Origin of the sequence: Amycolatopsis sp. NPDC050768 (genome assembly GCF_040654155.1) — a bacterium.
In the GTDB taxonomy this organism is placed as follows: domain Bacteria; phylum Actinomycetota; class Actinomycetes; order Mycobacteriales; family Pseudonocardiaceae; genus Amycolatopsis.
In genome coordinates this window covers 551,124-576,868 of the sequence record NZ_JBFAHL010000003.1, presented here as the reverse complement: position 1 = coordinate 576,868, position 25,745 = coordinate 551,124, and the positions used below count along the sequence as shown (strand labels likewise).

Annotated in this window: 26 protein-coding genes; 5 read left to right on the top strand and 21 right to left on the bottom strand. The window is 70.0% G+C overall.

All coding sequences use genetic code 11. The features are described from left to right. Positions 1–31 precede the first annotated feature (31 nt). Positions 32–685: a DUF1707 domain-containing protein gene (locus AB0H62_RS12875; RefSeq protein ID WP_220245362.1), complete on the bottom strand. Its 654-nt coding sequence runs from the start codon at positions 683–685 to the stop codon at positions 32–34. A gap of 159 nt (positions 686–844) precedes the next feature. Here AB0H62_RS12875 and AB0H62_RS12870 point away from each other — a divergent pair, with 159 nt between their 5' ends. Then, positions 845–1,804: a hypothetical protein gene (locus tag AB0H62_RS12870; protein ID WP_255638567.1), complete on the top strand. Its 960-nt coding sequence runs from the start codon at positions 845–847 to the stop codon at positions 1,802–1,804. A gap of 3 nt (positions 1,805–1,807) precedes the next feature. Here AB0H62_RS12870 and AB0H62_RS12865 read toward each other — a convergent pair whose 3' ends face one another. The 3 genes from AB0H62_RS12865 to AB0H62_RS12855 are packed head-to-tail and all read right to left on the bottom strand — an operon-like array spanning position 1,808 to position 4,850. Then, positions 1,808–2,458 carry a response regulator transcription factor gene (locus AB0H62_RS12865; RefSeq protein ID WP_220245361.1) on the bottom strand — a complete coding sequence of 217 codons (651 nt, stop codon included), beginning with the start codon at positions 2,456–2,458 and terminating at the stop codon, positions 1,808–1,810. Further along, positions 2,455–3,642: a DUF5931 domain-containing protein gene (locus AB0H62_RS12860; RefSeq protein WP_360585950.1), complete on the bottom strand. Its 1,188-nt coding sequence runs from the start codon at positions 3,640–3,642 to the stop codon at positions 2,455–2,457. Before AB0H62_RS12860 ends, AB0H62_RS12865 begins: the two co-directional genes overlap by 4 nt. Continuing rightward, positions 3,639–4,850 (bottom strand): AI-2E family transporter, encoded by a 1,212-nt coding sequence (locus AB0H62_RS12855; protein ID WP_255638566.1) that lies wholly within the window; start codon positions 4,848–4,850, stop codon positions 3,639–3,641. Before AB0H62_RS12855 ends, AB0H62_RS12860 begins: the two co-directional genes overlap by 4 nt. A gap of 341 nt (positions 4,851–5,191) precedes the next feature. Here AB0H62_RS12855 and AB0H62_RS12850 point away from each other — a divergent pair, with 341 nt between their 5' ends. Then, a complete protein-coding gene (locus AB0H62_RS12850) occupies positions 5,192–6,238 on the top strand; it encodes a hypothetical protein (RefSeq protein ID WP_360585948.1) in 1,047 nt (348 codons plus the stop codon). Positions 6,239–6,459: 221 nt separating this feature from the next. Beyond that, positions 6,460–9,588, top strand: coding sequence for a PE-PGRS family protein (locus AB0H62_RS12845; protein ID WP_360585946.1), 3,129 nt, complete (start codon positions 6,460–6,462; stop codon positions 9,586–9,588). A gap of 64 nt (positions 9,589–9,652) precedes the next feature. Here the strand turns inward: AB0H62_RS12845 and AB0H62_RS12840 are convergent, their stop codons facing one another. Continuing rightward, positions 9,653–10,420 carry a class III extradiol ring-cleavage dioxygenase gene (locus AB0H62_RS12840; RefSeq protein ID WP_360585944.1) on the bottom strand — a complete coding sequence of 256 codons (768 nt, stop codon included), beginning with the start codon at positions 10,418–10,420 and terminating at the stop codon, positions 9,653–9,655. Between the two features lie 69 nt (positions 10,421–10,489). After that, positions 10,490–10,876, bottom strand: a complete 387-nt coding sequence (locus AB0H62_RS12835) for a MarR family transcriptional regulator (RefSeq protein WP_360585942.1) — start codon at positions 10,874–10,876, stop codon at positions 10,490–10,492. 65 nt (positions 10,877–10,941) lie between these two features. On the opposite strand from AB0H62_RS12835, the gene AB0H62_RS12830 reads away from it, so the two are divergent. Beyond that, positions 10,942–11,397 carry a MarR family winged helix-turn-helix transcriptional regulator gene (locus AB0H62_RS12830; RefSeq protein ID WP_220245355.1) on the top strand — a complete coding sequence of 152 codons (456 nt, stop codon included), beginning with the start codon at positions 10,942–10,944 and terminating at the stop codon, positions 11,395–11,397. Positions 11,398–11,478: 81 nt separating this feature from the next. Here AB0H62_RS12830 and AB0H62_RS12825 read toward each other — a convergent pair whose 3' ends face one another. From AB0H62_RS12825 to AB0H62_RS12765, 13 genes are all read right to left on the bottom strand, one after another. Then, entirely contained in the window at positions 11,479–11,994 is a 516-nt protein-coding gene (locus AB0H62_RS12825; protein ID WP_360585940.1) for a GNAT family protein, read from the bottom strand. Between the two features lie 37 nt (positions 11,995–12,031). After that, a complete protein-coding gene (gene dnaB / locus AB0H62_RS12820) occupies positions 12,032–13,438 on the bottom strand; it encodes a replicative DNA helicase (RefSeq protein WP_220245354.1) in 1,407 nt (468 codons plus the stop codon). 700 nt (positions 13,439–14,138) lie between these two features. Beyond that, positions 14,139–14,942: an ESX secretion-associated protein EspG gene (locus AB0H62_RS12815; protein WP_255638561.1), complete on the bottom strand. Its 804-nt coding sequence runs from the start codon at positions 14,940–14,942 to the stop codon at positions 14,139–14,141. An 11-nt stretch (positions 14,943–14,953) separates the two neighbouring features. Beyond that, positions 14,954–16,330: a hypothetical protein gene (locus AB0H62_RS12810; RefSeq protein ID WP_255638560.1), complete on the bottom strand. Its 1,377-nt coding sequence runs from the start codon at positions 16,328–16,330 to the stop codon at positions 14,954–14,956. A gap of 36 nt (positions 16,331–16,366) precedes the next feature. Continuing rightward, positions 16,367–16,966: a DUF3558 domain-containing protein gene (locus AB0H62_RS12805; RefSeq protein ID WP_220245350.1), complete on the bottom strand. Its 600-nt coding sequence runs from the start codon at positions 16,964–16,966 to the stop codon at positions 16,367–16,369. A 7-nt stretch (positions 16,967–16,973) separates the two neighbouring features. Continuing rightward, on the bottom strand, positions 16,974–17,333 hold the full coding sequence (locus tag AB0H62_RS12800; protein ID WP_220245349.1) for a hypothetical protein: 360 nt from the start codon (positions 17,331–17,333) through the stop codon (positions 16,974–16,976). Positions 17,334–17,544: 211 nt separating this feature from the next. Then, a complete protein-coding gene (gene rplI / locus AB0H62_RS12795) occupies positions 17,545–18,006 on the bottom strand; it encodes a 50S ribosomal protein L9 (protein WP_220245348.1) in 462 nt (153 codons plus the stop codon). 11 nt (positions 18,007–18,017) lie between these two features. Next, positions 18,018–18,266, bottom strand: coding sequence for a 30S ribosomal protein S18 (gene rpsR / locus AB0H62_RS12790; protein ID WP_003098744.1), 249 nt, complete (start codon positions 18,264–18,266; stop codon positions 18,018–18,020). A 43-nt stretch (positions 18,267–18,309) separates the two neighbouring features. Continuing rightward, entirely contained in the window at positions 18,310–18,834 is a 525-nt protein-coding gene (locus AB0H62_RS12785) for a single-stranded DNA-binding protein (RefSeq protein WP_360585937.1), read from the bottom strand. A gap of 17 nt (positions 18,835–18,851) precedes the next feature. Continuing rightward, positions 18,852–19,178 (bottom strand): 30S ribosomal protein S6, encoded by a 327-nt coding sequence (rpsF, locus tag AB0H62_RS12780; protein ID WP_220245346.1) that lies wholly within the window; start codon positions 19,176–19,178, stop codon positions 18,852–18,854. A gap of 92 nt (positions 19,179–19,270) precedes the next feature. After that, positions 19,271–20,167, bottom strand: coding sequence for a hypothetical protein (locus AB0H62_RS12775; RefSeq protein ID WP_360585934.1), 897 nt, complete (start codon positions 20,165–20,167; stop codon positions 19,271–19,273). Positions 20,168–20,252: 85 nt separating this feature from the next. Then, positions 20,253–21,188: a hypothetical protein gene (locus AB0H62_RS12770; RefSeq protein WP_220245344.1), complete on the bottom strand. Its 936-nt coding sequence runs from the start codon at positions 21,186–21,188 to the stop codon at positions 20,253–20,255. Between the two features lie 129 nt (positions 21,189–21,317). Continuing rightward, positions 21,318–22,160 carry a hypothetical protein gene (locus AB0H62_RS12765; RefSeq protein WP_360585932.1) on the bottom strand — a complete coding sequence of 281 codons (843 nt, stop codon included), beginning with the start codon at positions 22,158–22,160 and terminating at the stop codon, positions 21,318–21,320. A gap of 111 nt (positions 22,161–22,271) precedes the next feature. On the opposite strand from AB0H62_RS12765, the gene AB0H62_RS12760 reads away from it, so the two are divergent. Further along, positions 22,272–23,045 (top strand): deoxyribonuclease IV, encoded by a 774-nt coding sequence (locus AB0H62_RS12760; RefSeq protein WP_220245342.1) that lies wholly within the window; start codon positions 22,272–22,274, stop codon positions 23,043–23,045. Here AB0H62_RS12760 and AB0H62_RS12755 read toward each other — a convergent pair. Both AB0H62_RS12755 and AB0H62_RS12750 read right to left on the bottom strand, forming a co-directional pair. Further along, a complete protein-coding gene (locus AB0H62_RS12755; protein ID WP_220245341.1) occupies positions 23,042–24,616 on the bottom strand; it encodes a glycosyltransferase 87 family protein in 1,575 nt (524 codons plus the stop codon). The genes AB0H62_RS12760 and AB0H62_RS12755 overlap by 4 nt on opposite strands. 36 nt (positions 24,617–24,652) lie before the next feature. Further along, positions 24,653–25,720, bottom strand: a complete 1,068-nt coding sequence (locus AB0H62_RS12750; RefSeq protein ID WP_360585929.1) for an ROK family transcriptional regulator — start codon at positions 25,718–25,720, stop codon at positions 24,653–24,655. Positions 25,721–25,745 lie beyond the last annotated feature (25 nt).

The following is a 25,745-nucleotide window of genomic DNA, read 5'->3' as shown; positions in this document are numbered from 1 at the left end:
TGGAAAACCGGGTCCGGCACCGCATCGCCGGTCAGCCGAAAAAGCCCCGCCGAGGGTTGCGGATGACCAGCGAGCCTCCGTGGATGCGGCCCGTGATGACGTAGCGCGGGTTGCCGGCGCGGCCGTTGCTGCCGGTCTTGTCGTCGAGCGAACCGAACTTGATCTCGGTGATCGCGTTGTAGTCCACCGCGGCCTGCGGCGGGATGATGATCTCGACCGAACCCCACTTGGAGTCCAGCTCGATCTCGACGACCGGCGTCGACACCTGGGCCTCGGTGAAGTCCAGCTTCGTGCTGCCGTACTTGTTGCGCACGACCAGCGCCGCCGGCACCAGCCACGGGCCGCCGCGCTGCAGCGACGAGTACTTGGCGTTGAGCTCGAGGCGCCGACCGGGTGCATACGTGCTGGTCGGCGGCTGGTAAGCCGGGTAACTCGGCGCCGCCCCCGGGTGCAGCAGGCCGGGCAGATCCGTGAGCACGGCGTTCAGCTCGCCGCGCGTACGCGACGCCAGCGCCTTGTCGGTGCGCTCCGTGAACTCGTCGAGGTTGAGCATCCCCAGCCCGATCGCCTTCTGGAGCACGGCGACGACGTGTTCGCGCTCGTCGTCCGACACCCGGATGTCGCGTGCGGTCAACGGCTTCGTCTCGGTCGCGGTCTCCGCGCCGGTCGTCTCTTCCTCGGCCATGCAAACGATGGTAGAACCGTATTTCCCTCGTCAGATCGGGGAAAAACCCTGAACAGACCCGTATTTCGCGCCGGCGTCGCCCTCGTTGCGACGAGTTTCCTCCTGGCCGCGTGTACGGGCGGGATCCCCACCCCGGCTCCGAGCCCCAGGGCCACGACGATGCCCAGGCCGAGCGGGCCGCCGCCGAGCGGGCTCACCGGGTCGGTCACCACCGGCGGGATCGACGTGCAGCTGCTGCTCGCCACGTCACCACCGACCCTGTTCGACGCCGACACCGGCGCGAAGGGAACCGTGCCCGGCGTGCCGGGTGGTGATCGGCTGGTCTGGGTGCAGCGCGTCGGTCGCACCCCGGTGATCCTCACCTCGCCGCGGTGCCAGCAGACCTGCCAGCCGTTCGACGTCTACGCCTACGCGGGCGTGGCCACGCCGCTCGGCCAGGCGGTGAGCCTCGCGCCGGGCGCCGACGCCAAGAGCGTGTGGGTCATCCGCCAGGACGCCCCGGACAGCTGCCGGCTCGAGCACGTGTCGCTCGCCGGCTCGGCGCTGGGCGGCGGCACCACGGCGAGCTGCACCACGATCCTGCGGGAGGAAACCTCCCGCGGCCTGCTGATCACCGTGAACAACGGCACCGCCGAAACCGTCGACGTCCTCATCGACCCCGACACCGGACGCACCGTGCAGCAGGCCCCGAGCATCCTCGCCGCGATCGGCAACCGGCTCATCCTCGGCGGCCTCACGGACCTGACGGTCGTCGACCTGCGCGACGGGAGCCGCGAGAAGGTCCAGCCGCCGGTGGCCCAGAGCAATCCCCTGGTCGTCCCGAGCCGGGAAGGCAACTTCGCGGCCGTCGACTTCGGCTCGCCCTCGTGGCACAACTCCGACCTCCAGACCCGCGACGTGTGGCTGCTCGACCTCACGGACCTGACCTGGCAGCAGTCACCGTCGATGCCGTTCGCCACCGAGAACCTCAAGCACTCGTCGCTGGACTGGACCGACGATGGCGACCTCGTGCTCGACGACGGGGTCGTCGCGGCTTGGCACCCAGGCGAACCCGCGTGGCGGCTCGGGAAAGCCAAGCTGACCGGCGCTCTGCAGACGGCCGCAGTCAGCGCTTCGTAGCGATCAGTCCTCGTCGAGGCCGTGTTCGATCGCGTACCGCGCCAGTTCCACGCGGTTGTGCAGCTGCAGTTTCCGCAGCGTCGACTGCACGTGGTTCTCCACCGTCCGGTGCGACAGGACCAGCCGCTCCGCGATCTGGCGCGCGGTAAGCCCCTTCGCGACCAGCCGCAACACGTCCGTCTCGCGTTCGGTCAACCGCGGCGGCGCCGGTTCGGCGGACGAAGGCGCGTCGGCCATCCGCCGGTACTCCCCCAGCACGAGCCCCGCCAAACCCGCCGTGAAGACGGGATCGCCCTCGGCCGTGCGGCGAACGGCGTCCACCAGCTCCGCCGCGGACGCCGACTTCACCAGGTATCCCGAGGCACCCGCCTTCACCGCCTCCAGCACGTCGGAGTGCTCGCCGGAAGCCGACAGCACCAGCACCCGTGTGTCCGGCAGTTCCGTCGTGATCTCACGCGTCGCGTCGACGCCGGAGGTGCCGCCGAGGTTGAGGTCCATCAGGACGACGTCCGGGCTGACCGTGCGGGCGATGCGGACGGCGGAGGGGGCGTCGGGCGCCGTGGCGCGGACGTCGAAGCCGTTTTCGCCCAGGTCGCGGGCGACGCCGTCGCGCCACATGGGGTGGTCGTCGACCACCATCACGGAAATCGTCATCGTCCGCCCCTCGTTTTGTTTCGCACGTTCTTGTTCGGCGCGGTCTTGTTCGGCACCGGCGTGTTCGGCACGCGCACCTCCCACTCCGTGCCGCGGCCCGGAGCGCTGTCCAGGGCCGCGGTGCCGCCGAGATCGCGCACCCGGCCCCTGATGGACTCCACCACACCCAGGTGCCCGTCGGCCTCCGCGCGTGCCAGCCGGCCTTCGGGAATGCCCGGGCCGTCGTCGCGGATGCTCACCACGACCTCCCCGGCCAGTTCCTCCAGCAGCACCCACGCGCGGGCGTCCGGTCCCGCGTGTTTCTCCACATTGGACAGTGCCTCGCGCGTGACGGCCACCAGTTCCGAAGTCACGTGCGCCGGCAGGTCCACGGTCCCCGCGGGCGTCGCGACCTGAACCGACGGCGTGGCCAGCAGCTGCAACGCCGAACGCAGGTCCGCGGTCCCGTTGCTCGCCACCGCCCAGGACGGTTCGGTGGTCACCAAGGCGCGCAACGCGATCTCCTGCTCACCGGCCAGCCGCGCCAGGTCGGCCGCCTCGCCGCCGACCTCCATGCCACGCCGGCGCACGCGCGCGAGCACCTGCAGCACGCTGTCGTGGATCGAGCGCGCGAGCCGTTCGCGTTCGGCCGTCGCGGCTTCCGTGCGCAACGCCAGCGCGAGCGCGTCCGCCGAGCGCCGCGCCGTGGTGGCCGCCATGCCGATCAGCACGCTGCTCGCGCACAGCAGCACACCGTCGCGGAAGACGTCGAGGTCCAGGCGTTCGCGCGCGACGCCGGTGCCGACGGCGACCACGAGTCCCGCCAGCACACCGCCGCCCGCGCCGAAGCGGGTCGCCGCCGCGATCGGTCCCACCGCGGCCCACACCGTGGTGATCAGCGGCGCGGCCTCGGCGTACTGCGTCGGCGACAAGATGAAGGGCGACAACAACATCAGCCCGGTCGTCAGCACGACGTCGAGCACCACCAGCCACCGCCACCGGCCGCCTTCGCGCAGGTACGCGACGCCCGACACCAGCGTCCACCCGCCCATCGCGCCGACGACGGCCCATGCCAGCCACGCGCGCTGGAACTCACCGCGGTGCGCGATCACCACGCCGAGCGCGAACGCCCACGTGACCACGCGCAGCAGCACGACCCCGCGCCACAGCGGCGTTGCCGGGTCGCGGGTCGCCGGCGTGCTCACTTCTCCTCGTCGTCGCCCCGAGTCGGCACTTCGGCGTCGTCGGAGCCCGGTTCGGCGTCGTTGGGTTGCGCCGCTTGGTCGTGGAGCACGTCGACGGCCTCGGGATCGGGATTGTGTTCGTGGAGCAGCGACCGGATGCCCGCGTTGAGCACCGCCAGCAGCGGCACGGCCAGCAGCGCGCCGGCGATGCCCGCGGCGACGAGGCCGGTGGCGATCGCGAGCACCACGGCCAGCGGGTGCAGCCGCACGGCGCGCCCGAGCAGCAGCGGCTGCAGCACGTGGCTTTCCAGCTGCATCACGCCGATCACGATTGCCAGCACGATGATCGCGCCGATGAATCCCTTGGTGACCAAGGCGATCAGCACCGCGACGCTGCCCGCGATCACCGCACCGATGATGGGGATGAACGCACCGAGGAACACCAGCGTCGCCAGCGGGATCACCAGCGGCACGCCGACGATCCACAGCCCGATGCCGATGCCCACGGCGTCGACCACGGCCACCGCGGCTGTCGCGCGGATGTAGCTGACGAGCGATGCGAAACCGCGGCGCCCGGCCACGTCCACGCGCTTGCGCACCCGCGTGGGGACGCCGCGCACGAGGAACGACCAGATCTGGTTGCCACCGGCCAGGAAGAAGATCGTGATGAACAGGGTGAGCACGAAGCCGGTGAGGATCTCGCCGACGGTGCCCGCCGTGGTCAGCGCGGTGTTCGTGAGCGAGGCCTGGTTGTTCTGGATGAACCCGATCGCATTGCTCAGGAAGTCCTGGATCTGTTCCTGGCGCAGGTGTATCGGCCCGTCGGTGAGCCAGCGCTGGATCTGGTGGAGGCTGTTGTTGAGTTGCTGCTGCAGCTGCGGCAGGCCGCTCGAGAACTGCGTGATCACGAACGTGAGCAGGCCGCCCAGCACGGCCAGCCCGGCGATCAGCACGATCGCCGTCGCGAGCCCGCGCGGGAACCGGACCTGCACGAGCTTTTCCACGGCGGGCGCGAGCAGCGCCGCGAGCAGCAGCGCGATGGACACCGGGATGACCACCGCCGCCAGGTAACCCATCAGCCAGACCACCGCGTACAGCGCGGCGATCACGACGATGAACCGCCACCCCAGTGCCGCGGCCACCCGGAGTCCGCGCGGGACCAGGCCGGTGATGTCGTTGTGCTCGGTGAGGAACGGTTGCTCGCGCCGTCCGCGTGGTGGCTGGCTCACGAAGCCCACCGTATCGGTCCGCCCTGTCATTCCGGGCGAATCGCAGTGCTGCGGGCGGCGGCGCGTCCGTCGGTTCGCCCGAAGTGGCGCTTGACAGCCGACTGCGGAGTAACCGCGCTCCGCCAGTGGTGATCACCGAACGTGAGATTGAGCCACACTCTGTGTTGTTCACACGATGGTGGCATCAAGTCGTGTCAAGGATGCGTGACGGGTGTTGCTCCTGGTTTTCTCGGTCGCACACCCGGCGATGGGGAACGCAATTCCGACGATTCAGTGTCGCTCGGAAAGCGAAAGCCCGAAAACATTTCGAGTCAGACGTTTCGAGTCGAGGAGAAGCACGAGTGACGAACGCGGCGAACGAGAGGCGGGACGCGAAGCGCGTCGCCCGTCTCGCGTCGCGTGCGCTGTTCGTCCTCGGCGGCGCGGTCGCCGCGACCGCCGCCGCGTGGGCCGTCTCCTCCTCCGCTGCCTCGGCCGACACCATCCCCAGCGTCACCCCGGTGACCGACGCGACCGTGGCCAACCTCGGCGACGTCACGGGCGGCGTCTCGGAGTTCGCCGGCAGCGTCGCCGGTACCGCCGCGGGCGCCGTGCAGAACGTCTCCGCGTGCGAGCAGGACGCCACCACGTGGTCCGAGCCGGGCCACGACCGGCCGATCTGCTCGCTCGACCCGCGCGACCACATCGGTGGGCCGCACCGCGACCAGGTACGCACCACGGCCGACCACGAGGTGTCCGGGCGCGTCAGCGACGCCGTGACCGACCTCGGTGAAGACGCCGTGCTGCACCCGGCGTCGCGCACGCTCGGCGCGATCGAGCACATCGCCCGCAAGCCCGAGGACACCCGCCGCGTGATCGACGAGGCCACGGCCCCGTCGCCCGAGGCGCAGGACTTCGGCCGCAAGGTGTGGGACCTGCTCGACCCGAGCCACACGGGGTCGCTGGTCGACCTCCCCGAGCTCCCGGGCTCGCCCGTCGAGCCGGCCGCACCCGTCTCGGCCGTCACCGGCACCACCGGTGACACGGCGCAGAACCTCGGCGCCGCAGCGGTTTCCACCTCCGACGCGCTGCGGGCGATCTTCTCCCGCTCCGCGCACGAGGACTTCGCGGCAGCAGGCGCGGGCGTCGACACGCCTTCGCGTGGCGACCACCGCAACCTGCCCGACCCGTTCTCCCCGGCGCAGCTCCCGATGGCGCCCCCCTCCATCCCGACTGTCCCCGGCGGCGGCAACAACACCGCCCCCGGTGGTCACCTCGACGGCCTCAACTTCGGTGTCCCCTCCTGGGTCACCGCTGCCGTCGACAACGCCGTGGCGGGTTCGACCCGCGCCGGTGTGCGGCACACGCCGCTCAGCCCGGGCCACCAGCCCGGCGTCACTCCTGACTGATTCACCTCACCCGCGGGGTCGTTGACGCGCCCTGAAGCTCGAGCACCTTCGTCGTGCCTGCTTCGCGTCACCGACTGAACCCCGCGGGTTTTCTCGCGATGCGCCCTTTTCCGCGCTCGCACCGCACCACCCCTCTGGTGCGCATTTCCCCTCGATGAACACGGCGAAAAGCGCACCTCCACAAGCCCGCAAGGGAACCCGAAATGAAGGAGAAAAACCCCATGCAGACCTGGGCAAAGCGCGGACTCCAGACCGCGTTGGTCACGGGTGGGTTGTTGATGCTGGGCACCGGCATCGCCTCGGCCGACGAAAACGTCAACCCTGACACCCCGGCCTCCCCGCTCGACCTCAACGTCACCGTTCCGGTCGACGTCGACAACAACGCCATCGGCACCCCGCTGGGTCAGGTGGACGTTCCTGGTTACCAGGGTGAGGTCAGCACCAAGCCCGTCACCTCCGCCGTGAAGGACGCGCTCGCTTCGGCGAAGAGCCCCGGCGGTGCGGCGAGCAACCTGACGGACAGCCTGCCGAAGGCCGACGCGCCGCGGCAGCTGACGCCGACCCACGACGCCCTCAAGGGCAACAAGGTCTCCGGCGACCTCGTCGTGCCGATCCAGATCGTCGACAACGCCGTCGGTGTGCTGGGTGACGCGAACGTCGACGGCAAGTCGCACGAGCAGACCTACTCGCACAACCAGGACATCGCGACCTCCGGCAAGAACTCCGGGCTCGCGGGCAACGTCGTCGCCCTCGACTGGGCGCTCCCCGTGCAGCTGGCCGGCAACGGCGTCGGCCTCGCGGGCGGGTCCGGCGCGGTGCACGGCGGCTCGGCCAGCCAGAGCACCACCGAGACCGGCAACATCGACACCACCGGCAAGGGCTCCGGCCTGTCCGGCAACGTCGTCGCCGGCCAGTTCGCCACCCCGGTGCAGGTGACCGGCAACGCCGCGTCCTGGATCCTGGGCAACGGCTACAGCCAGTACACCGCCGACACCACGGCCACCTCGGGCGGCTCCGCGCTGACCGACGGCAAGGGCGGCGCGGGCACCGGCAACGTGGTGGGCGCGCCCATCGCCCTGCCGGTGAAGTTCAACGGCAACGCCGGTGGCGTGTGGGGCTCGGACGCCGACGCGTCGTCCTCCTCCTCGGCCGACGCGAAGGCGGGCGACAAGCGGCCGGGTAGCCTGGCCGGCACGCCGACCTACCTCGAGACAGACGGTGACCAGTCGTTCCTCGGCGGCAACGCCGCGGCGGCTCAGCTCAGCCCGATCGCGAACGTGGCGAGCGTGGCGGGCTCCTGGATCGGCAACGCGACCACGGGCATGTCGCCCGAGCGCTCGGTCGGCAGCTCGCACTCGAGCACCGTCGACTCCGGCGGCTTCGTCAAGACCTCGGGCCAGCAGGCCGCGGGCGCGGGCAACGTGGTCGACCCGGCCGTCGCCCTGCCCGTCGAGGCGTGCGGCGTCGGCGGCACCTACATCGGTAACGCGCACGCCGCGTGCGACAACACGACCGACGCCAACGCGGGCAACGGCAGCTACACCCGTGGCAACGACACCGTGCTGGGCGGCAACGTCGTCAACAGCCAGGTGGCGGGCGCTCCCGAGGTGCACGGCATCGGCGGAAGCCACATCGGCAACGCCTCCGGCACGTCGAACGAGACCAAGACCGTCACGGCCGGTGGCTACGACGGCAGCCAGGGCACCGACTCCTCGGGCTCGGGCAACGTCGTCCAGGTCCCGGTGGGCGTGCCCGCCGAGGTCTTCGGCGTGGGCGGCTCGTTCATCGGCCAGGGCTCGGCCGACGCGCACGAGACCAAGGTCGTCCAGGCCGGCGGCGGCGGCAACACCGCTGACGACAACGGCTTCCTGAGCTCGAACCTCGGCACCGTCCCGGTGTCGGCCCCGGTGCAGGTCTTCGGCATCGGCGGCGCGTTCGTGGGCCAGGGCCACGGCAACGCCACCGGCGACACCACCTCGGGTGCCGGCTGGGACACGCACGCGACCGGCACCAAGGGCGCGGGCGCGGGCAACATCATCGAAGCCCCGGTCTCGCTGCCCGTCCAGGGCCACGGGATCGGCGGCGCGGTGGCCGGCATCGGCACCGCGCAGGCCGACAACCTGACCGACTCGACCGCGGGCGGCCACGCCAGCACCGACGGCCAGGGCGGCGGCCTCGCCGGCAACATCATCAAGGCGCCGGTCGCCGGTGCGGTGAACCCGTCGGGCACCGGTGTCGCGGGTGCGGCGCTGGGCCACGCGGCCGGTTCGAACGACGTCGCGTCGACCGCGGGCGGCTCCGCGCTGACCAACGGTGACGCGGGCGCGGTGGCGGGCAACGTCATCGGTGCCGACCCGCTGGCGGCCGTCCCGGTCGTGGCGGACTCGGTTTCCGCGGCGGGCGTGTCCTCCGCCGACAGCACCAACACGCAGGACGTGACCGCTGCCGGTGACGACACCACGTCGGGTCTCGAGGGCTCGGTTTCGGGCAATATCCTCGACATCCCCGTCAGCGCGGTGCCGCACGTGGTGACCAACGCCGTTTCCGCGGCCGGTGTCGCCCACGCGACCGGTGACAACAACATCACCGCGACCAACGGTGGCACCCCCACCACCGACGGTGACGGAAGTGCGCTCTCGGGCTACAACTTCTACCACCACCTGCCGGTCAACGTCCCGGTCTTCGGCGTCCCGCTGGAGCTGCTGGGCACCGCGACCGCGGAGGGCACTGACAACACCGTCGTGTCCGAGCCGTCGATCGACACCCCGCTCGGCAACGAGCTCGGTGCGGCTCAGCTGCCCGCGCTGCCGGCCCTGTCGGCGCTGCCGGCCGCCGGTGCCACCCCGGGTCTGCCCGCGCTGCCGGGTCTGCCGGCCCTGCCGGACGCCGGTGCTCTGCCGGGCCTGCCCGCCATGGCGATGCTGCCGGGTGCCGAGCGCGCCGACCTGCCGGTCAGCGGGCTGTCGGCCCTGAACGAGCTGGGCCAGCTCAAGGGCGCCACCTCCCTGCCGACCGTGTCGGGTCTGGGTAGCGGTGTGCAGCTGCCGGGTCTGCCTGTCGGTGGCGAGCGCGCGGACATGCCGGCCGTCCCGGCTCAGCTCCCGGTGAAGGCGAACCTGCCGACGCTGCAGCAGCTCCCCGCCGTGACGGCGCTGCCGGCTCTGCCGGGCGTGCCCGCCACGCTGCCGACGTCGGGTGTCCCGGCGCTGCCGACCGCGGGTCTGCCGGCTCTGCCCGCCGTCCCGGCGCTGCCCGTGGCTCAGGTCCCGGCGCTGTCGGGCATGGACTCCTCGCCCCTGGCGATGATCCAGCAGCTGGCCGCGAAGGTGACCGGCTTCTTCAAGAAGTGAGCATGTAGCCAATCCCGAAACGGGCCCGGAAGCAGCCAGCTTCCGGGCCCGTTTTCTTTGTGCGTCAGGAAAATTCGAGCGAACGCTTCGCGAGGCCGTGCCAGAACCCGTCGATCACGGTGCGGCCGGTCGTCTCGCTCGCGCCGAGCGTGACGAACAGCGGTGCGAAGTGCTCGATGCGCGGGTGCGCGACGGCGGCGGCAGGCGCCTTGTGCTGGAAGTCGAGCAGTGCGTCGACGTCGCCATGGTTGATGACCTCGTCGCCCCAGTGGTCGAACTCGGTGGACCATTGCGGCGGCGTGCCGTCGGTGCCGTCGGTCTCGCGCATGGCGCTGAGGTTGTGGGTGAAGAAGCCGCTGCCGATGATCAGCACGCCTTCGTCGCGCAGCGGCGCGAGCTTGCGGCCGAGGTCGAACAGCACCTGCGGGTCGAGCGAAGGCATCGAGACCTGCAAGACGGGAATGTCGGCGCCGGGGTACATCTCGACGAGCGGCACGTACGCGCCGTGGTCGAGGCCGCGGTCCGGCGCGTCGTGCACGGGCGTGGTCGAGTGCAGCAGCTTGCGCACCTTCGCGGCCAGCTCGGGCGCGCCCGGTGCGGCGTATTTCACCTGGTAGAAGCGGTCGGGGAAGCCCCAGAAGTCGTACACGAGGGGGACGGTCTCGGTCGCCCCGAGCGTCAGCGGCGACTCCTCCCAGTGCGCCGAGACGACGAGGATCGCCTGGGGCTTCGGCAAGTCCGCGGACCAGCCGGCGAGCTGCCGCGTCCACCTCGCGTCGTCCGCGAGCGGCGGCGCACCGTGGCTGAGGTAGAGAACCGGGGTGCGGGCCATGCGTGCCTCCAAGTGTTTGAAACTTCAACTACTACAGTACGCGACGCTTTGTGGCCCGGCGATATTTCCTCAGGTGAGGTTTTCAGCCATTCGTTCCAGGGTGCGGACGGTGGTGAGGTAGTCCTGCTCGTCGATGCCGTTCGTGGCTCGAGCGCGGAAGGTTCGGGCGTCGGCCTCGATCGTTTGGTGGGCTTGCCGGCCTTCGGCGGTGAGCTGGTGGTCCGGGGTGAGCCAGCCTCGGTGGTGCAGTTCGCCGAGGTGCCGGGCCATGCTGCCTTCTTGGGTGACAAAGGGCTTCAGTGCTTCGTCGACTTGTTCGATGGTGTGCGCCCCTTGCGCGACCGCGTTGAGCACCTGCCATTGCCGGCGCGTGAGGTGGTAGGCGCCGAGCGGCCGGTCGAAGGCCTTTTCGAGTAACTCGTGGTTGTGCCGGAGCCAGTAGCCGATGGGTTTCATGGATACTCCCTATGTTGAAGAGCAACTACATGTAAAGGTACATGTATTTCCGTGAGGGGACACCCATGCCGGACCCGGTGGCCGACGTCGAGCACGCCATGATCGCCATCCGCCGGAGCCAGCAGCGCCGCGCTCTCACGCGCATCGCCCGTGGCCGTGGCCAGCACGCCCTGGACCCGGTGATCGAACTGCTCGACGTCGTCGAGGACTTCGCGGACCGTGGCGATCCGGCCACCGTCACGTCGCTCGCTTTGGCGCTCGGCGTCGACCAGCCTCGCGCCAGCCGTCTCGTCGCCCGCGCCGTCGACCAGGACGACCTGCAGCGGGAAGCCGACCAATCCGACGGCCGCCGCACGGTCCTCGCGCTGACCCCGGCCGGCCGCGCCCGGCTGGACGCGCTGCACACGTTCCGCAGGACTGTCTTCGCGGAGGCGATGTCGCCGTGGAGTGCCGAGGATCGTGCGACGTTCGCGCGCCTGCTGACGAGCTTCATCACGAACTACGAGGCTCTTGGCCGCTGACCGCCGAGAGTCACAGTGGCAGGGTGATCGACCCTGACCGCCCGGGCGCCGAACCCTTCGCGTCCCAGCTGAACCACCTGGCTACCTTGGCTGGTCAGCCGGCTTGATCGCGGCGTACAGCAGCATGTCCACCCGCCGGCCGCCGATTTCCTGGTGGCTGCGGAGCAGACCTTCGCGCTCGTAGCCCGCGGCCTCGGCCGTGCGGACGGAGGCGACGTTCCACGGTTCGATGTACAGCTCGATCCGGTGCAGGTCCGGGATCGACCAGGCGAACCACGTCAGCGCGGTGAGTGCCTGCCGCGCGAACCCCCTGCCGCGGTGGGCGGGGGAGATGGCGTACCCCGCGGTCGCGCGGCCGGCGGTGAGGGCGGTGAGGTGCAGGCCGATCGTGCCCAGTGGTTCGTCGGTGCTCGCGGACGCCACGCAGAACGCGTAGCCCAGCCCGGCGTCGAGGCGGTCATGCTGTCGCCGGAGGTATGCGCGGGCGTCGTCCCGGTTGGAGTTGCCGACGAGGGACCCGATGGTCGGGATGTAGGGATCGGTCGACAAGTCGATGATCATGTCCACGTCGCGGTCTTCGAAGGCGCGCAGTCGCACGTCGCCGAAGGTGGGGGCCGCGTCGAACAAAGCGGGGCTAGTCGTGCGCGAGGTCGGCGAAGCGGCTGTAGTGCAGCTGGTGCGCGACGACGATCGTGCTCGTCGGGCCGGCACGGTGCTTCGCCAGGATCAGGTCGGCTTCGCCGGCGCGGGGATCGTCGCGTTCCCAGGCGTCGGGGCGGTTGATCAGGATGACGATGTCGGCGTCCTGCTCCAGGGAGCCCGACTCACGGAGGTCGGACAGCATCGGCTTCTTGTCGGTGCGCTGTTCCGGACCACGGTTGAGCTGGGAGATCGCGATGACCGGCACTTCGATCTCCTTCGCGAGCAGCTTGAGCTGCCGCGAGAACTCCGAGACTTCCTGCTGCCGCGACTCGACGCGCTTGCCCGACGTCATCAGCTGGAGGTAGTCGACGACCACGAGCTTGAGGTCGTGGCGCTGCTTGAGCCGGCGGGCCTTCGCACGGATCTCCATCATCGTCATGTTCGGGGAGTCGTCGACGAACAGCGGCGCCTCCGAGACCTCGCTCATGCGGCGGGCCAGGCGGGTCCAGTCGTCGTCGGACATCTTGCCACCGCGCATGTCGGCGAGGCGGATCTTGGCCTCGGCCGACAGCATGCGCATCACGATCTCGGTGCGGCTCATTTCCAGCGAGAAGACGACGCTGGTCAGGCCGTGGCGGATCGACGCGGATCGCACGAAGTCGAGGCCCAGCGTCGACTTACCGACACCGGGGCGGGCGGCGACGATGATCATCTGGCCGGGGTGCAGGCCGTTGGTGAGCTCATCGAAGTCGGCGAAGCCCGTCGGGATGCCCCGCGACTGCCCGCCGCGCGACGCGATCGCGTCGATCTCGTCCATCGTCGGCTGCAGGAGGTCTTCGAGCGCGACGTAGTCCTCGCTGGTGCGGCGCTCGGTGACGTCGTAGATGGCGGCCTGCGCGCGGTCGACGACCTCGTCGATGTTCGCGCCGTCGGCGGCCGCCGCGCCGTAGCCGTACTGCACGATGCGCGTGCCCGCCTCCACGAGCCGGCGCAGCACCGCCTTCTCGGCGACGATCTCGGCGTAGTACCCGGCGTTGGCCGCGGTGGGGACGGTTGCGATGAGCGTGTGCAGGTACGGCGCGCCGCCGACGCGGCCGAGCTCGCCGCGGCGTTCCAGCTCCGCCGACACCGTGATCGGGTCGGCAGGTTCGCCGCGGCCGTAGAGGTCGAGGATGCAGTCGTACACGGCCTGGTGCGCGGGCCGGTAGAAGTCGCCGGGCCCGAGCGCCTCGATCACGTCGGCGATCGCGTCCTTCGACAGCAGCATGCCGCCCAGCACCGACTGCTCCGCCGCCATGTCCTGCGGCGGCTGCCGGTCGAACCCGCCCGGACCCGGGTCACTCGGCCCCGGGTCGGAGTCCGCGTCGTACATCGGACCGCGGTCGTCGGTCAGCGCCACCGCCCCGGACACCTCCTCGACCGGCGGGCTAAGCCGCGGTCATCCCCTGCCACTCGTCACGTCCTGTGTCGAACGGTGCCGCGCGAGCTCTCCTCGTGCGAACACCTGTTCGAGTATGCCGGATCCTCTCCGACTTTCCCAGCCCAACCGCCGGGCCCTTCTTGATGATGGACTGGCGTCCCCTCACCGATGACTTGCCACGCCGGGCGCCACCGTGAGTGCTGGCCGAGAGGGCACGCTAGATCCCCCGGACGGACGAGCGCAATTCAGGGTGTTGACCGTCCTGTGGATAACTTGTGGACGACTGGAGGTAACCAGTCACAGGTAGCCGCCACGCTGTGGACAAGTTGGGGACAGTACTGATCAGCTTCAAAGAATCCCCAGGTCAAGGCCTGTGTAGAGACTGTGGAGAACTTTGTCGAAACTCGTCCGGCGTGTCGCGCGTGGCGCGTCGTTCGGCGTGTCGCCCGGGCGCGTGCACACATGCCTGTGGATGAATGCTACGGAGCGTAGAGGCGGGACACGGTGGGCTGAACGAGCAGCCGCGCCGGCGGCGCACCGGTGTTTCGGCGCTCTGAGTAACCGCTGAGTGAGAACACGCTGGTAGGCCGGTCGCAACACAAAAACCGGGTGGGGTTCACCTGGCGGCAATCTGAACGTGCCGCACTCGAAACCCCACCCGGAGTAGCGCTCTGACGGGTCAGCCCAACGCGCTCTGTGCGGTCCGCAACCGATCCCCGATCGCCTTCGGCGTACCGGGCGTGAACACGACGAGCGAGTCGTCCCGCCCGGGCCGCTCCTCCATCAGCCAGCGCCCCTCGGCGGTGTCCACGAAGTTGATCGGCTTCGGAATCCGCCGGCGCCGCCCCCCGTTCGGCCGCGTCGCGACGTACAACGACCCTGCCCCAGTCCGCGGTGCCTTCAGGATCCGCTGAATCTCCTTCAACGGCGCGAGCGCCTCGTTCCGCCCGGGCCCGGTCTGCATGATCGAACGCTGCGACACATCCTCGGACCCCGCGGCGCGGCCACTGTCGAACTCGGACTTGCTGGTGACCAACGGCTGCCCCGATGCACCCTGGCCTGCGGGCATCATGTCGAGGAACGTCGGGAGCAGCAGATCGGGCCGTTGCCGGACGACGGTGACCGTCTGGTCTCCGATGACCCGGAGCAGCGCGAAGCCGCCGCCGTTGCCGCTGCCGACCAGCACGGCGTAGTTCGAGGGGCTGCCGTCGTCGAACTGCCCGTCGAACCACCCGTAGTACTCGATCTGCGGGTGGCAGATCGACTCGATGAGCGCCAGCAGATCGCGGTCCATGCCGCGCGGGCCCATCAGCCCGAGGTCGGTGAGCACCGCGTTGACGTCCTCGTCGATCCGGCGTTCCGCCACCGGGTCGTAGAAGGTCGCCATGTCGGCGATGGTCTGGTGAGGCTCACCGCCCCGACGCCGGATCAGGGTGAACAGCGTCGGGATGGTGAATTTCGTCGGTTGGTCGAGAGAGATCACGTCGTGGGGCCTCATTCACCGATCACGGGTGGCGCGGTCAGCTCGTCGGTGCCGAAGAGCTCGTTGGCATCCTCTTCGACGAGGTACTTGGTCTGGTGTTCCTCGTCTTCGGTGCCCTTGCCGCCCTTGGCGCCGCCCGCGCCCATGCCGCCCATCCCGGACGTACCGGCCTTCCCGGCCGCGCCGCTCATGGCGCCGCCGCGCATACCGGCACCGGCTGCGCCTTCGCCCGCGCCGAGCCCGGCCGCGGCACCGGACGCCGCACCACCAGCCCCGAAGCCACCACCGAACGCACCGGGCCCAAAGCCCGCGACGGCACCCGAACCGGCGCCGCCGCCGCCGAACCCGCCGCCGCTACCGCCGGGCCCGAAGCCCCCGGCGCCGCCACCCGGCCCGAACCCGCCGGCCCCGCCGGGTCCGAACCCACTCGAGTCGAACGACGACGGCGTGAAGCCCTGCGCGGTCGTGCTGTCGGAACCGGGCGGCGTGTACGTCCCGGTCGGGATGCCGGTGTTGTTGGGATTGTTCGGATCGTTGATGCCGCTGTGGCCGGTCGTGAAGTCGGTCGGCTTCGCGTCGAACTTCGGCATGTTGGCTGGGTTGAAGCTGCCGCCTCCACCCCCGCCGACGCCTCCGCCGCCACCGAAGTTGCCGCCTCCGCCGCCACCACCGAAGTTGTTTCCGCCCCCGCCGTCGGACAAATTGTTGCCCTGCCAAGCGCTGTACTGCGGCAGCTGCTGGGCGTTGCTGTTCGACGCGTTGAAGTAGGCCGTGTAAGCCTGGACGTTCGCCTTCGAATTGTCGTTGTACTGGTTGATCTCGTCGTCTTTGTCGCTCAGCGGGTTGATCCCGTCGAGGAAACCGGCCGACGGCGGGTCCTTCGGGAGGTCCTGGACCTTCGACTTGACGGTGTGGAAGCAGTCGACCTGGTTGCCCAGGTACATGTCGCTCTTGCCGAGGTTGCCGGCCGAGTCCTGCAGCCAGATGCCGAGCGGGTGGGCACCGGCCTGGGCGGCCGTCGCGCCGCCACCTTGCCAGGCAGTGTCCATCTTCTTGTTCAGGTTGTCGATCTCGGTGACACGATCGCTGTGCACCGTCTTGAGTTCGCCGGCGGCCTTCGAGCCGTTCTCAAGCGATGCGGGGTCACCGGCGTGGATCTTCTGGTAGATCGAGTACGCGTCGATCGAGCGGCCACCCAGGTCCGCTGACTGCTGCTGCGCCTCGGGACCACCGCTGAACAGGCCCACCAGACCACCGGCGATCGCGCCGACGCCGGCGCCCACCGCGGTTCCGACACCGGGAACGACGGAACCGATCGCGGCGCCGTACCCGGCGCCGATCGCCATGCCCTTGAGCTCCTTGCCCATGGTGTTGGCATCATTCCCCATAATGAGCCACTCCTTCTGAGGTGTTCAGGTGCTCGATCACGCCGCACCCTTGAGGTGTCCGACCATGGCGGTCGCGAACTTCTGCGAAATCGCACACGGGTTGTTCTTGTTGTCGCCCACGTTGATCGCCGAGATCACGGACACCGCGAGCTGATCGGTGACGCCGACCCAGAGGGTGCAGCCGCCGTCGGGACGGCCGTCGTGGATGTCGGCGAACACGCCGGGATAGCCGTCGATCGACACCGGCTGGAAGTAGACGTCCTGATCCTTCTGGTCGTAGATGTCGCTGATGCCGCCCTTGTTCTGCGGCAAGGGGTAGACCGCGACGGAGTTCTGCTCACTGCGGGTCGACTTCCACATGCACCCGGTGAGCTGGCTGCTGCCGGTGTCCTTCTTGCCCGGCAATGCCAGCCCGACCTGGGTGGCACCGTCTGCCGTCAACACACTGCACGGGTCGCTCAGCAGTACGTCGGTGGGCAGTGCCGCCGGCACCTTCGGGCCCGACCCCGCTGCCGGGCTGCTCGCCGGCGCTGAAGACGAGGGGCTGGTACCGCCACTGCTCTCACCGCTGCATGCCGTGAGAGCGGCCAGCGCAGCGACGGTTCCGGCGGCGATGCGAACGGTGCGGGAGATCATGCGGGACTCAGGCTCCAGTCTTGATGTTGTCGCGCGCTTGCTGCTCCGCGACCGTGATCTTGTTCTTAGCCGCCTTCAGCGCCGTGATGAAGTTGTTGACGTACTTGACCATACGATCGTGCTGGTCCAGCAGCGTCTGCCCCGACGGGTTCGCACCGCCCTTGACGAAATCGCCACTGGCGAACTCGTCCGCGGGTGCCGTCACCTTGGAGATCGTCGTGGCGCGGTTGAGGTCGGTCTGCAGGTTGTCAGCCAGGGCCTGCCACTGGTTGATGACGCCGTCGACCTCGTCGTCATCGAACTGGTAACCGCCGCCGGTTCCGTAGCTGCCGACCTTGATCGGCGGAGTGGGTGGAACTTCGGTCATCGGCGTTACCCCCTTGGGCTACCTCTCGCTCCCCAAACGGCGAGATCAGCAGGTTGGATGGTAACGCACGGCCGTTGGTTCCCGCTCGGGTTCGGAAGACCTCGCGCGGAGGCCGGAACCGATCTTGTGGGTCGCCCGAATGGATGGTTCACGCACAGCAAAGCGCCCCCGGGAAAGACCCGAGGGCGCTTTGCTGGAGCAACTGAAACCGTCAGACCGAAGTCGCCTTGACTTCGAGGCGGACGTCGACCTTCACGTCGGGGTGGAGGCGGGCGTTGACGGAGTGCTTGCCGACCGTCTTGATGTGGTCGCGGAGGTCCAGGACGCGCTTGTCGAGCAGCGGGCCGCCCTGGGCCTTGATCGCGTCGACGATCTCGCCGGCGGTGATGGAGCCGAAGAGCTTCTTCGAGCCCTCCGCCGCCTTGCCCGTCAGCTGGATGGCGCCGAGGCCCTCGAGCGTCGCCTTGATTTCCTTGGCGTGGTCGAGGTCGCGGATGCGCCGGGACTCCTGCGCGCGCTGGATCGTGCGCACGTTCTTCTCGGCACCCTTGCTGGCCACGATGGCGTAGCCGCGGGGCAGCAGGTAGTTGCGGGCGTAACCGTCCTTGACCTCGACGATGTCGCCGGGGCCACCGAGGTTCGCCACGTCCGTGGTGAGAATGATCTTCGCCATGACGAGCCTCCTCAGCGAGCGGTCGAGGTGTAGGGCAGCAGTGCCATCTCGCGCGAGTTCTTCACCGCGATGGCGATGTCACGCTGGTGCTGGCTGCAGTTGCCGGTGACGCGACGGGCACGGATCTTGCCGCGGTCGGAGATGTACTTCCGCAGCAGGTTGGTGTCCTTGTAGTCGATCAGTTCCGGGCGGCCCTTCTTCTCGGCCTTGCAGAAAACGCAGACCTTCTTCTTGGGCTTACGGATGGGTGGCTTGGCCACTGTCTTCTCCTGGATTCAAATCTTGAGGTGTAAAAGTGCGAGATCAGAACGGGGGTTCGTCGGCGAAACCGCCGCCGCCACCGCCGCCTGCGGGGGGCGCGGAGCCCCACGGGTCGTCGGCCGGCATGCCGCCGCCACCGCCGCCTCCACGGTTGCCACCGCCGCCGCCGCCACCGCCGCCGCCGAAGTCACCGCCGCCACCGCGGCTGACCTTGTTGACCTTCGCCGTGGCGTACCGCAGCGAGGGCCCGATCTCGTCGACTTCGAGCTCGACGACGGTGCGCTTCTCGCCTTCCTTGGTCTCGAAGGACCGCTGCTTGAGCCGGCCCTGCACGACCACACGGGCGCCGCGGGTGAGCGACTCGGCGACGTTCTCCGCCGCCTGGCGCCAGATGTTGCAGCGCAGGAACAGCGCCTCGCCGTCCTTCCACTCGCCGGACTGCCGGTCGAGGGTGCGCGGGGTGGACGCGACCGTGAAGTTCGCGACCGCCGCGCCGGACGGGGTGAAACGCAGTTCCGGGTCGGAGGTCAGGTTTCCGATCACCGTGATGACGGTGTCTCCAGCCACGGGGACGTCCCTTCGGCTCAGGCCTTGGCGGCGACGGGCTTGGCCGCGGCGCGCTTGACCTCGCGGCGCATGACCTTGGTGCGCAGCACGGTCTCCTGCAGCGACAGCTGACGGTCGAGTTCCTTGACCGCGTCGGAGTCGGAGTTCAGGTCGAGCAGCGCGTAGATGCCCTCGGCGTGCTTCTTGATCTCGTACGCCAGGCGACGGCGGCCCCAGACGTCGACCTTCTCGACGCTTCCGCCCGAAGTGCGGATCACGTTGAGGAAGTTGTCCAGCGTGGGGGCGACCGTGCGCTCGTCGAGCGTGGGGTCCAGGATGACCATTACCTCGTAATGGCGTGACATAACCACTCACCTCCTATGGGCTCGCGGCCACGGACTGTCCGTGGCAGGAGGGTTTGTCCAGGTAAGACTACCTGGGGGTACCGACAGAGCTGTCAGGAGGCCCGGCGCAGCGCCCAGGTGCGCACCAGCCCGGCCGTCACACCCGCCAGCACGATCACCGCGAGCAGCATCGGCAGCTGGATGTCGGACGCGCCGCCGGAGGTCGCGAGCGACTCCGCGTTGCCGGCGTTGAGCACGTCCGGGCCCTGGCTCTGCGTGTCCTGGCCGCCGGTCACGGGCGCGGCCGAGCCGGGCAGCGTGCCGTTGGCCGGATAGCGGATGCCGGGGGCGACGGCGGTGCCGGGTGTCGCGGTGGGGATGCCGTTGTAGTCGCGCTGCGGCGCGGTGCCGGCGGATCCGGGGATCAGGTTCGCGAGCGGGCCGCCCTCGGAGTTCGAGGGCGAGGTGCTGGTCGAGGGCGAGCTGCTGCTCGGCGTCGACGACGAGGTCGGCGGCGTGTAGTTCGTGGCCAGTGTGGTCAGGCCGCAGTTCGAGGTGACCGAGCTGGTGATCGCGTCGAGCACTTGCTTCTTCGTGTCCGCGCTGTAACCAAGTGCGGCGTTGCCCTGCAGTGCCTGCCCGACGGCGCTGCCGATGCTCTTGCCGTCGATGGTGCCGCCCGACGAGCTGGGCACGGTGCCGACCGTGAGCGTCTTCGCGGACAGTGCGTTGGCGACGCCATCGGGGTTCACGCCGTTGAGTGGGATGATCCACAGCAGCGTCTGCTGCTTCGAAGCAGCGGCTTGCTTCGCGAGCGCGCTGACGGAGGAGCCCGGCAACGCGACCGTGTCGCCCATGCTGCCGCTGACCGAGCCCGTGCACTGGTTGGCGAGGGTCGTGGCGGCCGAAGCAGTGCCCGAGCCGAGGAACGCGCCGCCGGTCACCAGGGCCGCCAGCGCGGTGACGCTGAGTATGCGCCGAGTTCTCAGCCAGGTGGGGTTCTTCGGCACGAGCGCTGTCCTCCAGGGTCTTCGGGCGTCGACCATCGCGACTGGTGAAACGAATGGGACCCCGAAAAGATACTGGTGAGTCGGCCTAACTCGCAGCGGCCATTCGGCGGAGGACCCAGGTGCGAACCAGGCCCGCGCTGACTCCGGAGAGTGCAAGAACTGCCACCAGCACGGGCCAATCCAACCCGTTCGCGTGGTTATCCCCGGTGGGGGGTAACGCCTGCGCCTCGCCCGCGTTCTGCACGCTCGCGTTCCCGGCCGACGGCTGACCCGGGTTCGAGAGGCCGTACTGCGGTGCGTACCCCGGGATCTGGCTGCCGTAGCGCAGCGCGGGCGACGGCGAGAACAGCCCGGCCATCGCCATCGGGATGTCGCTGTAGTCGCGCATCGGCGCGTAGCCGGTGCTGAACGGCAAGTTCGAGAAGTTCGCGAAGCCCGGGAACAGCGACGCGAGACCGCCGCCACCACCCGAGAGCGGCAGCAACGGGCTGTTCACCGGCGGGATCGGCGTCTGGCCGGCGGGAGTGCCACCCTGCGGCGCGCCGGGACCGGTCGCCGGCGGCTGCTGCGGGCTGCCGGGGTTCTGCTGCGCGGGCGCCCCGCCCGTCAGCGCGCGCTGCGTCGAATCGACGCCCTGCTGCAGGGTGTTCGTGGTCCCCGCGACGGTCTGGTTCAGTGCCCCCGCGGCCGGCGCGCCGACCACGGGCACCGGCGCGACGACGGTGTTGACCACGTTCACCGTGACTTTGCAGAGGGCACCGAGAACCGAGTTGACGGCGCCGGTCAGCACACCGGAGACCTGGCCGACCACACCGAGGTCGACCGGCAGCCCCAGCAGCGTTTTGACCTGGACCGTGTCCCCGGGCTTCGCGGTGATCGTCGAGCCGCACTGGGTCACGATGGTCGTCGGAGTGGACGTTGCGGACGCCGTACTCGGCGCGGCGAGCGCGGCCGAGCCGGCCAGCACGAAGGCGGCGGCTCCCAGCGCGGTGGCCCTGCGTGTGCGGTGCTGCCTGGCCATCGAGCCCTCCGCCGCGTTCGGTCTGAACCTGTCTCCCCTGGACAACGACGGTAACGGGAACGAGTGACGCCCGCTCAGCCACCGATGTCAGGCATTCGGGTGGGAAGCGGGTGTCACCGCCCGTGTCGATCAGGCGGTCTTGCGGCGCAGCCACGCGCGCACGAGCGCCGCCGCGACGATGGCCAGCGCGAGCACCGCGATGAGCATCGGCAGCTTCGCCGGCGGCGTCACGGCCGGCAGCGCTTCGGCGGTGCCCGACTTCTTCGCGTCGACGGTCGGCACCTGGTCCGCGGGCAGCTGACCCGGGATGACCTGCGTGATCACCGGCGGCGCCTGCACGAGCCCGGACGGCAGCATGGCGGCGTTGGTGAAGATGCCCGCGATGGAGTCCAGGCCGGACAGGTCGCCCGAGCCGGTGATCACCGGGTCGAGGCTGCTGCCGGGGGCGCCCGGCGGAGTGCTGCCGGGAGGCGTCTGGCCGGGCGGGGTGCCACCGGGGGGATTGTCGCCCGGCGGGTTGTCACCGGGAGGGTTGTCTCCGGGCGGGGTCACAACCGGGGCGGTCACGCCACCGACCAGGCTCCCCGTGGCGTTGCCGACGCTGTTGGCCGTGTTCTGCGCGAGCGGGCAGACACCGTTCGCCGCCGCGTCACCGACCGCCGGCACCTCGCCGACGCCCAGCGTGCGCACGACATCGCCCACCGGGAGCGTGAAGAGCGGGTTGCTCCCGTCGGCCTGCTTGGCCTTCGAGTCGAGGCCGACGGTGAGCCGGTTCGGAGCGTTGAGCGGCGCGCCGGCGTCGAGTGACAAACCCTTGCCGGTCTTGCCGTTCTGCAGCGTGGCCGAGCAGTCGCCGTCGAGCGTGGGGCTCGGGTCCGCGGAAGCCGTGGCGGGGAGCGCGAGCGCGGCCGAGAGAACCGGCAGTGCGACGGCGATCCCCAACGTGGTGATCCGGGCGGCGTGCTTCCCCATGCAAAACCCCTCCGACGGCCCGAACTGGATCACGGAACGCGCTCACGGTACTCCACGAGCGTCACCAACTGGGGCGTCAGGTGCGGATTCACCCGGGGGTAGCGTGCTCTCATGCAGATTGGCGCCCATGTCCGCGACGACGATCCGCTGGCCGCCGTAGCCGAGCGAGAAGCCGACGTCGTCCAGTTCTTCCTGTCCGACCCGCAGGGGTGGAAGGCTCCGAAACCGCACCCGTTCGGGGACGCGATCAAGGAGTCGCCGGTCGAGGTGTTCATCCACGCGCCGTACCTGATCAACGTCGCGTCGCTGAACAACCGCATCCGCATCCCGTCGCGCAAGAACGTCGCGCAGCACGCCACCGGCGCCGCCGTGATCGGCGCGAAGGGACTCATCGTGCACGGCGGCCACGTGGGCGCCGGCGACGACGTCGCCGAGGGCTTGGCCAACTGGCGCAAGCTCTTCGAGCGCGAAGCGGACAAGGGCGGCTTCGCCGTGCCGATCCTCATCGAGAACACCGCGGGCGGCGAGAACGCGATGACCCGCGAGCTCGACGTGATCGCGCGCCTGTGGGACGAGGTCGGCGAGTTCGGCGCCGGGTTCTGCCTCGACACCTGCCACGCCTACGCCGCGGGCTGGGATCTGGCCGACGCCGTCGAGAAGGTCAAGGCCATCACCGGCCGCATCGACCTGGTGCACCTCAACAACTCGCGCGACGAGTTCGGCTCCAACCGCGACCGCCACGCCAACATCGTCGGCGGCGAGGGGACCATCGATCCCGAGCTGCTCGCCGACGTCGTTCGCAAGGCCGGCGCGCCCGTCGTCGTGGAGACGCCGAGCGAGGGCCAGGCGGCCGACATCGCCTTCCTGCGCAAGCAGACCGCCTAGGACTCGGGCACGGGTGGCACCGTCGGCACAGCCCGGCGGTGCTTCCTGAAGCCCGCGAACTTCACGCGGTCACGCGCCCGTTCGAGCACGCCGCCGGCCGGGTCGTCGTCTCCGGCGAGCCGGATGAGGTCCGTGCGCGGCCGGTAGATCTCGCGGATCACCAGCACGCAGAGGCCCACCACGGCGAGGTCGCGCACCACGACCGTGCCGAGGAACCAGCCCTCCGGCAGTCCCTTGTGGTCGATGCCGAGGTAGTAGAACATCCGCGGCGCCCACACCAGCGCGTCGATCACCATCCAGCTCAGCAGCAGCCGCCAGCGCGGGATCGCGAGCACCGCCAGGGGCACGAGCCACAGCGAGTACTGCGGGCTCCACACCTTGTTGGTCAGCAGGAACGCCGCCACCACGAGGAAGGCGAGCTGGCCGAAGCGCGGCCGCCGCGGCGCGGTGAGGGCGACGTACGCGATTCCGGCGCAGCAGAGCAGGAATAGCACGGCGATCACGGTGTTGAGGATCGCCGGCGTCTGTCCTTTTTGGAGCACGCCGTCGAAGCCGGTCCAGCCCGTGGTGTAGGAGATGACGTTGTAGAGCGAGTCCGGGTCCATCGGCCGCAACGTGTTGAGCCGGAAGAACTCCCACCACCCGTGCGTGGCCACGAGGATGAACGGCACGTTCACGATCAGCCACGTGAGCACGGTGAACGCCGCCGTTCTGCCCCACGCGCGCAGCTTCCCCGCGCGCAGGCAGAGCACGAACAGCACCCCGAGCAACAGCAACGGGTACAGCTTCGCCGCGGCACCGAGCCCGAGCAGCACGCCGGCGATCTCCGGCCGTTTTCGCGACCACGCGAGGATCGCCGCGGCGGTGCACGCCGTGGCGATGGCGTCGAAGTTCGTGAACGCCTGCACCAGCACCAGCGGCGAGATCGCCACCAGGACCGCGTCCCACGGCCGGCGTTTCATCGTGCGCCCGGTCGCCCACACCGTGATCAGCCACGCGAGCGCGAGCCAGAACGCGGAGATGTTGAAGTAGATCGCCACCGGCAGCGCGCTGGGCAGCCAGCCGGAGTTCGCGACCGAGAGCCAGCCCGCCGCGAGCTTCGCGTTGACCCACTGGAACAGGCCCGTGAGCACGGGGTACTCCATGTAGCGGGTCTGGTTGTCCGCCGTCTGTGTGTCCTCCTGCCAGGACGAGACGTACGGGAAGGTCTTCGGGTCGTTGAGCCGCTCGGAGCTGTAGAGCGGCACGATGTCCGAGTAGCACATCGCGACGAACGGGCGGCCCGCGCGCCAGTCGAGCTGGCTGGCGCCAGTGGAGTCCTGGTACTGCTGGATGCAGGACGCCTTGCCGAACCAGCACAGCACCAGCGCGAGGATCGCCAGGCCCAGTCCCACGCGCTGCGGTGACCAGAACCAATGCCGGCCCACGGCCGCGTGTTCGCCGAGCGGCCCGCCGATCGGTCTCGTCGCCGCGGCGGCCAGCGGGTCGTTCCAGCTCGGCACGATCCGCTCCGCTGGCGTCAGCGTGCGGGGAGCCGCGTCCGGCTCTTCGGCGGTGGCTTGGTCGGGCACGTCGCGGATGCTATCTGCCCGCAGGTCAGGCGCCTGTCATTTAGGGTCGGAGTAGAACCCGGCAAGCACCTCGAAAGCCCCACCGAGGGCCACGGCTTCCTCCCCGAGGTCGCTCAGCTCCACGTCGATGCGCTGCCAGTGCGGCACCGGCAGCAGCTCGCTCAGCTGCGCCGCCACCGTGTCTCGGTATACGTCGGGCTCCGCGCGGATGGCGCGGCCGAACAACACGATCCGCTCCAGGTCCAGGACCTGCACGAGGTCGGCGAGCCCGATTCCCAGCAGCCGCGCGGCCTCGGCGGGGGTGGCCGCGGAGCGGTGCATGATCTCGACGCAGCCGCGCCGTCCGCAGGCGCAGCGCGGGCCGTCGTACGCGATCGTGGTGTGGCCGAACTCACCGGCGTTGGTGCGCGGGCCGCGGTAGACGTTGCCGTCGACCAGCAGCCCGACGCCGATACCGGTGCCCACGAGCACCACGGCGGTGGCGGTCTCCGGCGTGTCGGGCCACGTGTGGGCGACCGCGGCGGAGTTCGTGTTCTTGTCGAGCGTCACGGGCAGTCCCGTGCGCTCGGCGAGGAGATCGCGAAGGGGCACGTCGTGCCAGCCCGGCATGTTCGTGGCGTCACGGACGCGGCCTTCGCGGTGGTCGAGCGGTCCCACCGCGCCGACGCCGAGGCCCAGCACGCGCGCCGGGTCGACGTCGGCGAGCAGCTTGCGCGTCGCGCCGACCACCGCGGTCACGGCCTGCTCGGGCGTGAAGCCGACGGGCAGCGGACCTTCCACGGTGTCCTCGACCTCGCCGGACAGTCCCGTGCGCAGCACGAGGAATCCGTCGCGGTCCAGCTGCGCGCCGAGTGCGCACTTCGCCGACGGCCGGATCCGCAGCTGCGTGCGCGGCTTGCCGACGCCGGCCGCGGCCTGGCGCTCGACGTCGAGCAGCTGCGTCTCGAGCAGCTCGGCGACGATCTTCGACACCGCCTGCTGCGTCAGCCCCGTGCGCTCGGCCAGCTCCACGCGGCTGAGCCCGCCCGCGCGCAGGATGTGACCGAGCAGCAGCGCTCTGTTGAAGCGGCGCAGCCCGCGCAGGTTGACTCCGGTTTCGGCCATCCGGAGATCCTCTCGAATAACTGGC

What these genes read in the sequence shown, in the direction of transcription:
- AB0H62_RS12875 (WP_220245362.1), bottom strand. Translation starts at nt 685, where the DNA reads ATGGCCGAGGAAGAGACGACCGGCGCGGAGACCGCGACCGAGACGAAG.
- AB0H62_RS12770 (WP_220245344.1), bottom strand. Translation starts at nt 21,188, where the DNA reads ATGGCCAGGCAGCACCGCACACGCAGGGCCACCGCGCTGGGAGCCGCC.
- AB0H62_RS12750 (WP_360585929.1), bottom strand. Translation starts at nt 25,720, where the DNA reads ATGGCCGAAACCGGAGTCAACCTGCGCGGGCTGCGCCGCTTCAACAGA.
- AB0H62_RS12840 (WP_360585944.1), bottom strand. Translation starts at nt 10,420, where the DNA reads ATGGCCCGCACCCCGGTTCTCTACCTCAGCCACGGTGCGCCGCCGCTC.
- AB0H62_RS12800 (WP_220245349.1), bottom strand. Translation starts at nt 17,333, where the DNA reads ATGACCGAAGTTCCACCCACTCCGCCGATCAAGGTCGGCAGCTACGGA.
- AB0H62_RS12830 (WP_220245355.1), top strand. Translation starts at nt 10,942, where the DNA reads ATGCCGGACCCGGTGGCCGACGTCGAGCACGCCATGATCGCCATCCGC.
- AB0H62_RS12835 (WP_360585942.1), bottom strand. Translation starts at nt 10,876, where the DNA reads ATGAAACCCATCGGCTACTGGCTCCGGCACAACCACGAGTTACTCGAA.
- AB0H62_RS12810 (WP_255638560.1), bottom strand. Translation starts at nt 16,330, where the DNA reads ATGGGGAATGATGCCAACACCATGGGCAAGGAGCTCAAGGGCATGGCG.
- AB0H62_RS12760 (WP_220245342.1), top strand. Translation starts at nt 22,272, where the DNA reads ATGCAGATTGGCGCCCATGTCCGCGACGACGATCCGCTGGCCGCCGTA.
- rpsF (WP_220245346.1), bottom strand. Translation starts at nt 19,178, where the DNA reads ATGTCACGCCATTACGAGGTAATGGTCATCCTGGACCCCACGCTCGAC.
- AB0H62_RS12865 (WP_220245361.1), bottom strand. Translation starts at nt 2,458, where the DNA reads ATGACGATTTCCGTGATGGTGGTCGACGACCACCCCATGTGGCGCGAC.
- AB0H62_RS12765 (WP_360585932.1), bottom strand. Translation starts at nt 22,160, where the DNA reads ATGGGGAAGCACGCCGCCCGGATCACCACGTTGGGGATCGCCGTCGCA.
- AB0H62_RS12845 (WP_360585946.1), top strand. Translation starts at nt 6,460, where the DNA reads ATGCAGACCTGGGCAAAGCGCGGACTCCAGACCGCGTTGGTCACGGGT.
- AB0H62_RS12870 (WP_255638567.1), top strand. Translation starts at nt 845, where the DNA reads ATGCCCAGGCCGAGCGGGCCGCCGCCGAGCGGGCTCACCGGGTCGGTC.
- rplI (WP_220245348.1), bottom strand. Translation starts at nt 18,006, where the DNA reads ATGGCGAAGATCATTCTCACCACGGACGTGGCGAACCTCGGTGGCCCC.
- AB0H62_RS12805 (WP_220245350.1), bottom strand. Translation starts at nt 16,966, where the DNA reads ATGATCTCCCGCACCGTTCGCATCGCCGCCGGAACCGTCGCTGCGCTG.